This window comes from Desulfurobacteriaceae bacterium (genome assembly GCA_039832905.1).
Taxonomy (GTDB): domain Bacteria; phylum Aquificota; class Aquificia; order Desulfurobacteriales; family Desulfurobacteriaceae; genus Desulfurobacterium.
On sequence record JBDOLX010000093.1, the window covers coordinates 47,815 to 61,333 of the forward strand.

Annotated in this window: 14 protein-coding genes and 1 tRNA gene; 11 read left to right on the top strand and 4 right to left on the bottom strand. The window is 34.7% G+C overall.

The genetic code is table 11. The features are described 5' to 3' along the window. Positions 1-5: 5 nt before the first annotated feature. A complete protein-coding gene (locus tag ABGX27_06950; GenBank protein MEO2069233.1) occupies positions 6-293 on the bottom strand; it encodes a DUF503 domain-containing protein in 288 nt (95 codons plus the stop codon). Positions 294-377: 84 nt separating this feature from the next. Between ABGX27_06950 and rd the strand changes: the two genes are divergently transcribed. Genes rd through ABGX27_06965 form a run of 3 tightly spaced genes read left to right on the top strand, consistent with a single transcriptional unit; the run spans position 378 to position 2,549 of the window. Further along, positions 378-551 (top strand): rubredoxin, encoded by a 174-nt coding sequence (gene rd, locus ABGX27_06955; protein MEO2069234.1) that lies wholly within the window; start codon positions 378-380, stop codon positions 549-551. After that, a complete protein-coding gene (locus ABGX27_06960) occupies positions 551-1,537 on the top strand; it encodes a glycosyltransferase family 9 protein (protein MEO2069235.1) in 987 nt (328 codons plus the stop codon). The genes rd and ABGX27_06960 overlap by 1 nt, the downstream gene beginning before the upstream one ends. Before the next feature lie 16 nt (positions 1,538-1,553). Continuing rightward, positions 1,554-2,549, top strand: a complete 996-nt coding sequence (locus tag ABGX27_06965; protein MEO2069236.1) for a DUF475 domain-containing protein — start codon at positions 1,554-1,556, stop codon at positions 2,547-2,549. On the opposite strand, the gene ABGX27_06970 is transcribed toward ABGX27_06965, so the two are convergent. The 3 genes from ABGX27_06970 to ABGX27_06980 all read right to left on the bottom strand — a co-directional run bounded on the left by ABGX27_06970 (position 2,539) and on the right by ABGX27_06980 (position 4,111). Continuing rightward, positions 2,539-3,411 (bottom strand): MTAP family purine nucleoside phosphorylase, encoded by an 873-nt coding sequence (locus ABGX27_06970; GenBank protein MEO2069237.1) that lies wholly within the window; start codon positions 3,409-3,411, stop codon positions 2,539-2,541. The genes ABGX27_06965 and ABGX27_06970 overlap by 11 nt on opposite strands. Further along, positions 3,404-3,895 (bottom strand): preQ(1) synthase, encoded by a 492-nt coding sequence (gene queF, locus ABGX27_06975; GenBank protein MEO2069238.1) that lies wholly within the window; start codon positions 3,893-3,895, stop codon positions 3,404-3,406. Before queF ends, ABGX27_06970 begins: the two co-directional genes overlap by 8 nt. A gap of 138 nt (positions 3,896-4,033) precedes the next feature. Next, positions 4,034-4,111: transfer RNA gene (locus tag ABGX27_06980), tRNA-Glu, on the bottom strand. A gap of 164 nt (positions 4,112-4,275) precedes the next feature. On the opposite strand from ABGX27_06980, the gene purC reads away from it, so the two are divergent. From purC to ABGX27_07020, 8 genes are all read left to right on the top strand, one after another. Next, positions 4,276-5,001, top strand: a complete 726-nt coding sequence (purC, locus tag ABGX27_06985; protein MEO2069239.1) for a phosphoribosylaminoimidazolesuccinocarboxamide synthase — start codon at positions 4,276-4,278, stop codon at positions 4,999-5,001. Between the two features lie 68 nt (positions 5,002-5,069). Beyond that, positions 5,070-6,056 carry a tryptophan--tRNA ligase gene (trpS, locus tag ABGX27_06990; protein MEO2069240.1) on the top strand — a complete coding sequence of 329 codons (987 nt, stop codon included), beginning with the start codon at positions 5,070-5,072 and terminating at the stop codon, positions 6,054-6,056. A gap of 66 nt (positions 6,057-6,122) precedes the next feature. Beyond that, positions 6,123-7,211: a bifunctional diaminohydroxyphosphoribosylaminopyrimidine deaminase/5-amino-6-(5-phosphoribosylamino)uracil reductase RibD gene (gene ribD / locus ABGX27_06995; GenBank protein MEO2069241.1), complete on the top strand. Its 1,089-nt coding sequence runs from the start codon at positions 6,123-6,125 to the stop codon at positions 7,209-7,211. Then, entirely contained in the window at positions 7,211-8,023 is an 813-nt protein-coding gene (locus ABGX27_07000; GenBank protein ID MEO2069242.1) for a class I SAM-dependent methyltransferase, read from the top strand. Before ribD ends, ABGX27_07000 begins: the two co-directional genes overlap by 1 nt. Beyond that, positions 8,016-10,886, top strand: coding sequence for a glycosyltransferase (locus ABGX27_07005; protein MEO2069243.1), 2,871 nt, complete (start codon positions 8,016-8,018; stop codon positions 10,884-10,886). Before ABGX27_07000 ends, ABGX27_07005 begins: the two co-directional genes overlap by 8 nt. 3 nt (positions 10,887-10,889) lie before the next feature. After that, on the top strand, positions 10,890-12,146 hold the full coding sequence (locus ABGX27_07010) for a glycosyltransferase (GenBank protein MEO2069244.1): 1,257 nt from the start codon (positions 10,890-10,892) through the stop codon (positions 12,144-12,146). Continuing rightward, a complete protein-coding gene (locus ABGX27_07015; protein MEO2069245.1) occupies positions 12,139-13,008 on the top strand; it encodes a hypothetical protein in 870 nt (289 codons plus the stop codon). The genes ABGX27_07010 and ABGX27_07015 overlap by 8 nt, the downstream gene beginning before the upstream one ends. Then, positions 13,005-13,519, top strand: a 515-nt coding sequence (locus tag ABGX27_07020) for a glycosyltransferase family 2 protein (GenBank protein ID MEO2069246.1), incomplete at its 3' end; no start/stop codon positions are given. The genes ABGX27_07015 and ABGX27_07020, both read left to right, overlap by 4 nt.

Genomic DNA, 13,519 nt, shown 5'->3' on the forward strand with positions numbered 1-13,519 from the left:
TTGAGTTAAAGTATCTCCTTATAGTAGTTCGTAACTTTTCCCGGGTAGAGATCTTCTATAAAGAGAACAACCTTTTCCAGTGTTGCGTCGACCACTTTTTGACTTGTTCCTATCGTAACGATGCCTATTACAGCAGATTGCCATTTATTTTGGTCTCCTACCTCACTTACCGAAACGTTGAATTTGTTTTTTAGCCTCTCGATTATTCTTTTTACAACGCTTCTTTTTTCTTTGAGAGAATGGGCTTCGGAAATTAGGAGATGTACTTCTAAAAAACCGATTATTGCTGCCATTGGTCCTCCTTCAGAAATAGTCTCCGTTTCTCTAGGATTTTTGATATATTAATCGAAGTATTTTAATTCAGGCGGAGAGTAAAAATGGAAATTAAGCACCAACTTTGGAGATGTACAGTTTGTGGATACATTTATAGCGTTGAGGAAGGGGATCCAAAAAGTAACATTCCTCCGGGAACTTCCTTTGAGGATTTACCTGATGACTGGGTCTGTCCAATTTGTGGAGTTGGAAAGGAAAAATTTGAACCTGTAGACTAATGAAAATACTAATTGTTAGGTTATCTTCATTAGGAGATGTAATTTTAACGAGTTCTGTTTTAAGCCCCTTGAGAAAAGAGGGGATAGAGATAGACTTTTTAACCCTTAAGCCTTTTGGGGAAATTTTTAGATTTGACAAAAGACTTAGAAAAGTTTTCGAGGTAGAAAAAGAAACTTTTAAATCTCTTTCTTCTATCAGAAACTTAGCTAAAAGTCTTGAAAAAGAAAAATATGATTACGTCTTTGACCTTCATGGTGTGCTTAAAACCTTTATCTTTGGAAAGTTTCTTCCCTTTCCAGTTTACAGATACAAGAAGAAAACTCTCTTGAGAAGATTGATGGTTGTCTTTAAACCGTTTAAAGCCAAACCTCTGTTTGTTCCAGAACTTTACGCTGAAGTTTTTAAAAAAATAGGAATAGAAATAGGAAATCCTCGTCCTTCTCTTTTTTTAACCCAAGAAGAAAAAGAAAGAGTGAAAAAGTTTTTACCATTCGAGGAGTTTGTTGCTATAGCTCCTGGAGCAAGGTGGAAAACAAAACAGTATCCCATAGAAAAGTTTAAAAAGATTGTTGAACTTTTAGCCTCTAAAGGTAAAAAAGTTGTGGTTATCGGAGGGAAAGAAGAAAGGGAACTTGGGGACTTTTTAGCAAGTGGAAATAGCGTTATCAACTTTTGCGGAAAATTATCTATTAGAGAAAGCCTTTCTGTTATTTCTCTTTCCCAAGGAGTTATATCCAACGACTCTGCAGTTGTCCATATGGCAAGGGCTGTTAAAAAATTTGTGGTTGCTATTTTTGGACCAACCCATCCATCTTTCGGATTTGCACCAGCGGAAGATGAAGGAATAACTATAACTAGAAACTTACCCTGTTCTCCTTGTTCCCTCCACGGAAAGACAAAGTGCGAAAATAGGGAGTGTTTTGAGATTCCACCTGAAGAAATAATAGAAGTTTTTCTTGATAGAATTTCACAGGAAAATTTCTAAAAGAGGAAACTTTAAAATGACACCTAAGAAACTTTCTCTGGAAATCCTTGTCGTCTTCCTTATTAGCTGGATTATTGAGTTTCTTTACTTAGGAATAAAAGGAGTTTTTGAAGGAACAACTTTATCTCTTTTGGAGATTTCTCTCTCCTTTGATAATGCTGTTATGAATGCAGTTATTCTGACTGGTATGTCAAAAGTATGGAGAAGAAGATTTCTAACGTGGGGTATGGTTATAGCTGTTTTCGGTATGAGGTTTCTCTTTCCGGTTCTTATAGTATCAATAACTGCTGGTATAGGTGTAAGTAAAGTTGTGAATATCGCTTTTAGAGAACCTGAAGTTTATGCCCATTACCTTGAAAAAGCAGAACCTCTAATTCTTTCTTTTGGTGGAGCTTTCCTTCTTATGGTCTTTATAAACTGGTTGTTTGATGCAGGAAAGGATATTTATTGGATTAAGTTTTTAGAAGAAAAGGCTGCGAAATTGGCAAAACTGGGTGAAATAAAACTAATTGCCGCTTTAATGGTTGTTTTTATAATTGGTTTCTTGAAAAAAGACCCTAATGTGATTCTTGCTATGATCTTAGGAATCTTGCTTTTTGAGGTGGTGCACTTTATAAAAAGTTCTATGGAATATTTCGACAGGAACGGTATCGCTGCTGGAGGGCTTGGAGGATTTATATACCTTGAACTTTTAGATGCTTCGTGTTCTTTGGATGGAACAGTTGGAGCGTTTGCTATCAGCCAAAATTTGATTATTATCACTTTAGGTCTATCGGTAGGTGCCTTTATCTTACGTTCTTTAACAATCTATTTCGTTGAATCCGGAAAACTTAAACAACTTCCATACCTTGAACATGGAGCTCACTGGGGTATAGGTGGACTTGGAATAATGATGTTAATTCAGCTCTTCCACCACATTCCGGAACCTATAATAAGTGGAATCGCATTATTCTTTATTTTATCTTCTCTCTATTCTTCTATAAGGAGAACGGAAGGTCTACTTAAAGATTGAATATCCATTCTTTCCAGTCTTCCCCTATCTTTCCTTTTCTTCTATACCTTTCTAAGAAATTCTTGCAAGGGCAATTCCTTTCTAACCTTTCAAGTTCTTCAACAACATGCTTTAGAATTTCAGGAAATCTTTCTACTGCAAGGTCAACAAGTTTTTTCTGTTCCTCTGGTAGCATTCCTTCAAAGAGAATGCCAGCTTTAAATTTGTAAGGTTTTATGCTTTCAGCGTAGTTTGTGATATAGCAGATGGCACCATAACAGATTTCAAGTTCTTTAGCTAAAAAGATTTCGGGAGATAATGTCATTCCAACAAGATCACCTCCTAAAAGTTTAAAAGCTTTAATCTCTGCTGGTGTTTCGAGCCTTGGTCCTTCGGTACAAGTATATGTCGCTCCAAATTTGAAAGGAAATCCAAGACGTTCTAAGGTGTTTTTTAGAACAGTGCTAATTTCTGGACAGAAAACGGGGTTTTGTCTTACAAAACCAAGCCCACCATTTTCAAAAAATGTATGTTTTCTTCCTTTTGTGAAGTCTAGAATATCGTCTGGAATAACGTAGTCTCCTGGCTTTAATTCTTCCCTTAAAGATCCAGGTCCTGTCCAAGCAACTATTCTTTTAACTCCTAAGAGCTTAGCAGCGTATATGTTGGCTCTGTAGTTTACAAAAGGAGCTGTAGTGTCGTAATCTTTTTCTCCGTGTCGGGATAAAAAGAGAAATTCAAAACCGTTTTCGTGTCTTAGCTTGTATATTGGATTTGATAATCCAAAAGGGGTATCTACTTGTTTCTTTTCTAGGACTTTTCCGAATGATTCTTTTTCTAAAAAATAAGCTCCACTTCCCCCTATTATGAGGACTTTAGCCACGGTTTCTCCCTATCTTTGGAGGGGTTATTCTATGTAGTTTAAATCTTTCCTTTGCTAAATCTACTACCCAGCCTATCTCTTGATACCTTTGGACAAAAGGATCTATTGATATGCCACCTCTTGGGTTAAACTCTCCGTAGACTTCTATATAGAAGGGATTTAACAGCTTGAAAAGATCATCAGCTATTAAGTTAACTGTATCCTCGTGAAAGCCACGAGAATTTCTAAAAGAAAAAAGGTAGAGTTTTAAGGACTTACTCTCTACAAGCCACTTGTCCGGTATGTACTGAATATAAATAGTTGCAAAATCTGGCTGACCTGTAATGGGACACAAGGTAGTAAATTCAGGACAGTTAAACGATACCCAGTAGATTCTGTCTGGGAATTTGTTTGGGAATTTTTCTAAGATTTCTGGTGAGTAATCGAATATGTATTCTGTTTTTTTTCCCAGTTTTGAAACAGTTCCAAAATCTTTTCTTTCCATTGGAACACCTTTGGCGGAGGATAGTTAAATAAAAAAAGGGTGACGCCACGTGGCGCCACCTTTCTCCTAATGAGGGGAGGGAGGGGGAAAAGGGGGGGATTATGAAGACAGTATAAACCTCCCCTCTACAAAATATAATGGCGTCCCCAGCGGGATTCGAACCCGCGTCGCCGGCGTGAAAGGCCGGTGTCCTAGGCCTGGCTAGACGATGGGGACGCTTGGTATGACCATAATATAGGCCACCATTAAGAATTGTCAACAGGTTTTAGTAAACTGTTGCACTGAAAAAAAGCTTTACTGTAACCTTCTCATAGACATAAAGTTTATAATTTCTATACAACCTTATATCAATTATTAATTTTTGTTAGGAGGAATAAGAAATGGAAAAGAAGGAGAAGCTTTATGAAGGAAAAGCCAAGATTTTGTATAAGACAGATAGCAATAATTTGCTTGTCCAATACTTTAAAGACGACACAACAGCTTTTGATGGCGTAAAGAAAGAAGTTCTTGAAGACAAAGGTGTAATTAACTGTGCTATTTCAACCGTGATATTTGAGTATCTTGAAAAGCACGGTATTAAGACCCATTTCGTTGAAAGACTTTCTCCAAGAGAAATGCTTGTTAAGAAGTGTGAAATTATTCCTGTGGAAGTTGTTGTTAGAAACATTGCTGCTGGAAGTTTCTGTAAAAGGTATGGAGTAGAACAAGGAAAACCTTTACCTGAACCCCTTGTTGAATACTTCTATAAGTCTGATGAACTTCATGACCCAATGGTATGTCCAAACCACGTTTACCTTTTTGGATGGGCTACAAGAGAAGAACTTGCCCACATGACAAAAGAGGCTTTAAAAATAAACGAGCTTTTAAAGAAGTTCTTTGACGAAATAGATATTATCCTGGTTGACTTTAAGCTTGAATTTGGAAGACACAACGGAGAAGTAATCTTAGCTGACGAAATTACTCCGGATGCTTGTAGACTTTGGGATAAATCAACAAAGGAGGTTCTTGACAAGGATAGATTTAGAAAAGACATGGGTAAGGTAGTAGAAAGCTACAAAGAGGTTTATAGAAGAATTATGGAAAGATACGAAAGAGTTGAGGAGTAATGATGCTCATAAGCAATGTTGATAAAGAAATGAAAATTGCACTTGAAAAGTACGAGAAACCCAAAGATATAAAACGTGTCCTTTCCGGTATGCGTCCGACCGGAAAAATTCACCTTGGAAACTATTTTGGAGCATTAAAGACATGGCTGGAACTTCAGGATAAAGCTGAGTGCTTTTTCTTTATTGCCGATTGGCACGCGATAACAACCTCTTATCACGATACTAAAAGTTTAGCCGATAATACCCTTGAAATGATGGCAGACTGGGTTGCTGCCGGCTTAGATCCTGAAAAATCGGTTTTGTTTGTTCAGTCATCTGTAAAAGAGCATGCTGAGCTTCATCTCCTTTTAAGTATGATTACTCCTGTTAGGTGGCTTGAAAGGAATCCAACTTACAAAGAAATGATGGAAAACCTAAAGGATAGAGAACTTGCAACTTACGGATTTCTCGGATATCCTGTTCTCCAAACCGCAGATATAGTTCTTTATAAGGCAGATACAGTCCCTGTCGGAATAGACCAAATTCCCCACTTAGAACTTTCTCGAGAAATTGCTCGTAGATTTAATAGATTTTTTGGAAAGCTTTTTCCTGAACCTCGTCCTTACCTTTCCGAAGCGCCAAAGCTTCCCGGACTTGACGGTAGAAAAATGAGCAAGTCTTACGGAAACTGCATATACTTAGCAGATACTGAAGAAGAAGTAAACAAAAAGGTAATGTCAATGGTTACTGACCCTTCAAGGGTCAGGAAAACCGATCCTGGACATCCTGAGGTTTGCTCTGTTTTTGCTTATCACAAGATATTCACTTCACTAGATAAGACTAAAGAGCTTGAAGAGGCTTGTAAGAAAGGAAAAATTGGTTGTGTTCAGTGCAAAAAAGAACTTGCTAAAAACTTAAATAATTTCTTAAAGCCAATTAGAGAAAAGAGACAGAACTTGCTTTCTAAACCTGAAAGTCTCATTGAAACTTTTGCTGAAGGTTCTAAGAAAGCAAGAGAAATTGCTAAAGTTACGATGGAGGAAGTAAGAGAGGCTGTGAACTTTTTAAAAGTTTAGATTGTCTTTTTTTTCTCCCTTTCTTACTTTTTTCCTTATAACCTTATTTTCAAGGTTTAACAAGTGATGATTACAGACGAAAAATTCATGAAGCTTGCTATCAAGGAAGCCTACAAAGCAAAAGGAAAAACCCTTCCTAATCCGGCAGTTGGTGCCGTTATAGTTAAAGATGGCAAAGTAATAGCAACAGGTTATCATGAAAAGGTAGGACTTCCCCATGCTGAAAGAATAGCGATAGAGAAAGCAGGAGAAAATGCTAAAGGATCTATACTTTACGTAACCCTTGAACCTTGTAACCATTATGGAAAGACCCCTCCCTGTTCAGAAAAAATAATAAATGCTGGAATAAAGAAAGTAGTGGTCGGAATTAGAGATCCTAACCCTGTAGCGAGAGGGGGAGTTGAAAGGCTAAAAAGTGCAGGAATAGAGGTAAAAGTTGGAGTTCTTGAAAAGGAGTGTTTTGAGCTTATAGACGACTTTATTGTTAACTTGAAGGAAGATCGTCCTTTTATTTCTTTAAAGCTCGCAGCAACACTTGATGGGAAAATTGCAGATTATAAAGGAAATTCCAAGTGGATAACTTCTAAAGAGTCCCGCAAACTTGTTCATCTTTTAAGAAGCTACCATAATGCTGTAATGGTAGGAATAGGAACTGTCCTAAAAGATGACCCACTTTTAAATGTGAGAGAAGTAGAAACAAACTTTCAGCCTAAAGCAATAGTTGTTGATCCCCACTTAAAAATTCCTTTAGATTGCCGATTAATAAAAAGTAGAAGTGAAGACTTGATAATCATTACTACAAGGAAAAGTATGACTTCTGAGAAGAGTTTATTTTTAAGAGAGAGAGGAGTTAAACTACTAGAAGCAGGTAAAAGTTCTATTGAACTTAAGACTGTTTTGGGAAGGCTAAGAAAAGAGTTCGGTATTTATTCAATTATGTGTGAAGGTGGCTCAAAGTTGGCAGGTAGCTTATTGGAGGAGAATTTAATTGATAAGTTCTACCTATTCTATGCACCTAAAGTCTTAGGTGGAAAGGGAATGTCAATGTTTGAAGGAGGTTTTTTGATAGAAGATGCTCATCCAATTAGGATCTTTTCAATCAATAGTATAGGTAATGATTTACTAATTAAGGCTTATAGAATAGAGGCAATATAATGAAACTGGGTACTATAGGAAATGCTGAAAGAAATTTGCTTTATATTCCTAAGAATATAAAAAGAATAGAAGAAAAAAAATACAGTTTAGGAAGAGAACTTTTAAAAGACGGTATTCCTAGAGGGACTACCTACTTTATTGCTGCGGAAAGAATAAAAGATGAAAGTAAAGTTTTAGAAGTAGGATGTTCTTATGGTTATTTTGGTAAGCAACTAAAGAATTTAAAACAGGTAAATATAGTTGGAATAGATATTGATAAAGAAGCTTTAACTGAAGCTAAAGAAACAGGTGCCTATGATACATTGTTAGAGATGAACTTAGAATCTTCTCAATCTCTCTATGAGTTAAAAAAAAGATACTATGAAAGTTTCGATACTATTTTATGTTTGGATGTTTTAGAACATATAAGAAATATAAATGAACTTTTTTTAACTTTAATTTCTTTGCTGAAACCTGAAGGAGAACTAGTAGTAAGTATTCCTAACATAGGGCATTTAGATATTATTTACAATCTATTAATTGGAAGATTTAATTATTCTCTTCTGGGAATACTTGATAACACTCATCTAAGGTTCTTTACTGAAGATTCTTTTAGGGACTGGATTCAGATTATATCTGAAGATAACAAGTTGAATTTACAAGTAGAGTTGATTGGACAAACTTTTTCAGATCGGATAGAACTGTCTGGAGAGTTGGATAATAATCTACAAGAATATGTAATAAAGAAGCTGATTTTAATGAGTAAAAAAGTAAACAATAGAAATTTATTTGTCGTTCAAAATTTGTTCTCAGTTAGGAGATATAATGGGTAATAAAAAGGGAATAAGTTTGTTAATTCCTACTTATAACCGGCCTTACTTTCTTCGTAGAGCTCTTATTTCTGTCTTGAATCAAACTAGACTACCGGATGAAATAATAATTTCTGATGATAATCCCTCTTCTAATGAAAACTTTGTAGCTATTAAAGATTTGGTTGAAAAACATAAAGGGCTGATAAGATATAGGAAAAATAGTGAAAGGCTAGGGGTAGAAAAAAATTACTCCAAATTATTAGAAGAAGCAAATTATGAATATGTAAAGTTTCTTGCAGATGATGATTGGTTGCATCCAGAAACTTTAGAATTAATGGAAAAAGTCCTTGATCGATATGAAGAGGTTGTCCTTGTTTCTTCTCAAAGAATTCCTGTTAATGAAGAAGAGGAGCTTGTTTACGGTGTAGAAGCCACGAAACCTTTATGTAGTGAAGATCAAATATTGAATGGAAAAGAGGTAATAAGGAAATCCTTAACTGATTTAAAAAACTACGTAGGAAAATTTTCAACCTATATGTTTAGGAAATCTCATTTAGATATAAATCCTTTTCAGTTTTGTGGTTTAAACTTTAGAGCCAATGCAGACTGGGTTTTATGGATGTATTTGCTATCTAAGGGAAATCTTTTCTATTTTTCTCGTCCTTTGTCTTTTTTTACTGTTCATTCTGGACAAGATCAAATTAGTTTGAGTGATCAAATCTCTGGGGTTAAAGAACGTATAGAACTCATTTTTAATGAGAGAGTTCATAAAACTTTTGGTATTCAACTAACTTCTGAAGAAAAAGCACAAGCGGTTGAAAACTTAGCGTTAGATTTAGGTTATTTAAAATTAAAGCTTCCTAAGAACAAAACTGAAGAACTAATAGAGATCCTTTTAGAAAAGTATCAAAAAGATCTGTTAAAAATAATGAAGGAAGAATATGATCGTTCTCCCTTTTCTATTATAGTTGTTACCTATAACTCTTCTTCGACTATAGAAAAACTCCTTGAATCCCTGAACGCTTCTATAAGAGAAGATGACGAAGTAATAATTATTGATAATGCTTCACACGATGATACTTTCTCTATAATTGAAGAATTTTTAAGAAAAAAAGAACTCACAAATTATAAGGTTGTTAAGTTAAATGAGAATATTGGTTATGCTGCTGCAGTAAATGAAGGAGTAAAGTTATCCAGGAATGACTATCTCGCTTTTGTTAATCCGGATACAGTTCTTCCTGTTAATTGGAGTAAAGTTGTTTACGAAAATTTGAAAAAGACAGAAGTTGGAGCAGTAGGAGCAATTTCTAACTATGCTATTGATTTACAAGATGTTAAAAGATTTTCCTCCTTTGCCGAGGTTCTGGAAGAAGAAACCTTCTGCAAGTATGTAAACTTAGTTAATGAGCACTTGGGTAATTTATACGGGAAAAGCAGTGAAGAAAAGAAATTTCTTGTAGGTTTCTTTTTAGCAACGAAAAAGGAGGTCTTTGAAAAGGTAGGGGGCTTTGATAAAGAACTTTTTTTAGGAATGGATGACCTAGATTACTCTCTAAAATTAAGAGAGCACGGTTTTAAACTTCTTCTTCCTAAGAATCTTTTTGTTTACCATGAAGGACATGTTTCGTTTAAGAATAGCAAAGGAAGTGAAAAACTTAGAGAGTTGACGGAAAATGTTTTTGCCGAGAAATTAATAAAGAAGTATGGTTTCGGCAATGTACCTACACCTGAAGATCTTTGGGCAGATAAGGGGGCAATTTACTTTGCAACTTTTTTACCCGCAGATCCTAAATATAGGTTTATGTTTAAGTTCTCAGATGGAAAAGTGGATTTTAGGCATGTAGCGAAGGAGATTGTAAGAAAGCCAAAAGTAGGAATCATTACAGTTTCTTATTTTTCGTCAGAAGAAATATATCTCATGGCAAGGAGTTTATCCAATTTATCCTATACTAATTTTCATTGGTACATAATAGATCATTCTGAAGACGAAAAAGAAATAGATCTTTTAAGATCTGCTACATTAGTTTTACCTGACCATAAGGTAACAATTATAGGTAGAGAAAATCTTGGCTATGCAGCAGGAGTAAATTTTGGTGTTGAATTAGCCCTTAAGGATGATTGTGAGTATTTATGGATTTTAAATCCAGATGTAGAAGTAGAGTCTAACACACTTATTGAATTACTAAGAACGGTTCTATTTACCGGGGTTCCTGTTGTAACCTGTAAGATTAGAGATTCTGTTGAAAGAGATAAACTCCAATATGATGGATTTAGAGCTAGTTATAAGCCTTTTCTGGACTATCCTCAGCGAATACATAGAGTTTTATTTTTGTCTGGAGCTAATATATTTTTAAAGGCAGAAATTTTTAAAAATGTGAAATTTGAAGAATCGTACTTTCTCTATTTTGAGGATAATGATTTTTATGAAAAACTCTTAGGTTGTGGACTGTATCCTTTATATACTCCTTATGTTAGTGTTTATCATAAAAATAAAAGCGGTAAATTTTTATCTTCACCAGTAGAGATTTATTATTTTTTCAGAAATCTCATTTTCTTTTTTAAAGGAAGAGATATTTCATTTATTATCGAAAAGGTTTTTGAAGTTTACAAAAATATTTTTTCAAACAAGAAAAAGCTTAGATCACTAATAGCTGCTATTTACGATGGAGTATTTGATAAACTAGGAAAAAGTGACCTTTCTTTCCTTTCTTCCCTTCCTAAAGATCGAAACAAAAAGAAACTTCTAAAAAGCTATCTGGACCTAAGAAGAGTTAGTAAAGTTCTAGCAATGGAAAAAGGAAGAGAGTATCTGCTTTTAAATCCAAGGGATAGGGATGTATTCTATAAATACTTTAGGGACGCTATAATCTTGATGGAGAGGTGAGAAGTGGAAGAGAAAGTAAGTGTTTTAGTGATTTCAACTGGTAAATTTAATGAGGAATTGGTCACTTCACTGGAAGAAAATAGAGACTATATTAAGGAAGTTTTTATCTCAGGTGATACAAGTTCTCTTCCTGAAGGAATCAAGGATCTTCAAATTCCTTTGATTTATTTGGATATCCAAACTTTTAATAAAGCTGTCATAAGGAATAAGTTTTTAGAGTCCTCTTCGTCAGAATTGGTTCTTTTCCTTAGTTCTGAATGTTCTTTAGAAGATTCAACAATTGAAGAACTCGTTGCAGATATGGAGGATTTTGGGGCAGATATTGTTTATCCTAACTTAATAGTGCAACTTGGGGAGGAAGAAAAAATAAGAAACTTTGACGATTTTTATGGAAAAGAAGTTGAGATTGTGAAAAGTCTTTCCATAGAAAAACTTATTCCTGAATGGGGAATACTTGCTAGAAAGTCAAAAATAGAAAGTTTAAATCGTTTTGATGAAAAGTTTGCAGATTACGAATTTTATGAATTTTTGTACAGAAACCTCAGAAATCTAAGACTGAAGCTTTCTGAGCTTAGTTATGTAACTTACTCGATAGGCAATACTTTTATAGATACATCATATAGAAGTTTGGTTATACGAAACAACGTACTAAAAAATTATGATTGGAAGTCAGAGATTTTTCCCTTTCTCTCATGGGAAGAAAAACCGGAAGTAGCTGAAGCAACTGCCCTCACGATAGTAGGTAGAACTCTTTCAGACTATTATGATTACTTTAACGCATCAGATTTCTTTAGAAAAGCTTTACTTACATTTCACAACCAGGTAACCTTGCAGGAATTAATAAAAATCTATTTAAATATGGGATTATTTAGAGAAGCAAAAGACTTAATTAGTGATTTACAAGGAGTATCTAAAGAAGATCAGGAGAAATTAAACTTTTATACTGAAAAAGTGGAATCTTTAGTTAAAGAGCTTGAAAAGGGAGTAGAAGAAGGGAAGGTTTTTGAGGTCTTTACTGCTATTCAGGATGTGGCAACATTTTACGAGGGAGCACCTATTCATAATATTCTCGGAGTTATTAATTGGATACAAGGTAATAAGGAAGAGGCTTATAAATTTTTCTTTAAGGCAGTAACGATGAATCCTTTGGATAATGACTATCTCTACAATCTTGCAGAAGTGGCAAAGGATCTCAATAGAAAAGAAGAAGTAAAAAACCTTATTGAGAGACTGGTTAGTATCGAGAGGAAAAATGGTTAAAAAAAATAAATCAAGAGATGAAAATTATTGGAAAGTTTTAAATTCCTTGAAAGAAAGAGAATTTTTTAAAGATACATTAAAACAGCTAAAATCTAAGAGGTTGATATTCACGGTAACAACTGGGCGCAGTGGGACAGGATATCTGGCAAAGATGTTATCTTTATTCCCTTCTATTTACGCTTTTCACGAACCGGAGCCTGATTTTGTAGATGTCATGAGAAAAGCAATAGAAAAACCAGAATTGGCTGTTAAGTTTTGGGTTTTCAAAAAGTTGCCGGTTATAGCAAAGCTTTTAAAGAATATTTACTGTGAAACGAGCCATTTATTCTGTAAAGGGTTTTTCTATCCTTTACTTGACTTAGGCATTCTTCCTGAGCTGATCATTTTAAGGAGGGAGAGAAGAAAAGTAGCAAAGAGTTTATTTGAATTAGATACTATTCCTGGTAGAACACCATTAGCTATCTTTTACTACTTGAAACCTGATGACAGAGGAGTCTATTTACCTTTAGCAAATTGGCAAAAGCTTCATGACTATCAACTATGTTATTGGTATTGTTTAGAAATAGAAAAAAGAATGGAAATTTATAGAGAAGAAGTACTAAAAAGAGGTGGCAAAGTATACGAGGCAGAATTTTCATCACTTCTTAGTCTTGAAGGCTTTATTTCTTTTGTCGATAAGATGGGAATACTTCCTTCACATCCTGAAAACATTATTGAAAAACTTAAGCAACAAATAGGAAAGAAGATTAACGAGAAAAGGGAAGAAAAAGTTAGGAAACTTGAAAAGGAACTTTCCACTTCTCAGATAGAGGAACTAGAGAGGGAAGTGGAAAACTTGGTGGGGTATTCGGGGTACAAATGAAAATTTCTGCTTGCATAATAGCGAAGAACGAGGAAAAAAATCTTCCTAGACTTCTTAAGAGCCTTAGGGGAAAGTTTGAAGAGATAATACTTGTTGATACAGGATCAGAAGATAGAACAGTAGAGATAGCAAAGGAATATGGTTGTAAAGTTGTAAAACACGAGTGGAATGGTTTTGCAGATGCAAGAAATAGAGCTATAGCAGAAGCAACTGGTGATTGGATATGGCACTTTGATGCCGATTTCGAGCTTGAAGAAGAGGAGTATAAGAAAGCTTTGGTTTATTTAAAAAACGTTCCTGATTCTGTAGATGCAGTCTTAATAGGAGTAAAGAACTTTGATAAGTTTGGAAAGGTAAAAAGTATATCCTCTCACATTTTTATTCATCGAAATAAACCTAAGATTAAATGGGTTGGAAAGATCCATGAGACCCCAAATGTAGAGTTTGCAATAGGTATTCCTATATTTGTGAACCACTATGGTTATGCAGATGAGAAAATACAGATAGAGAA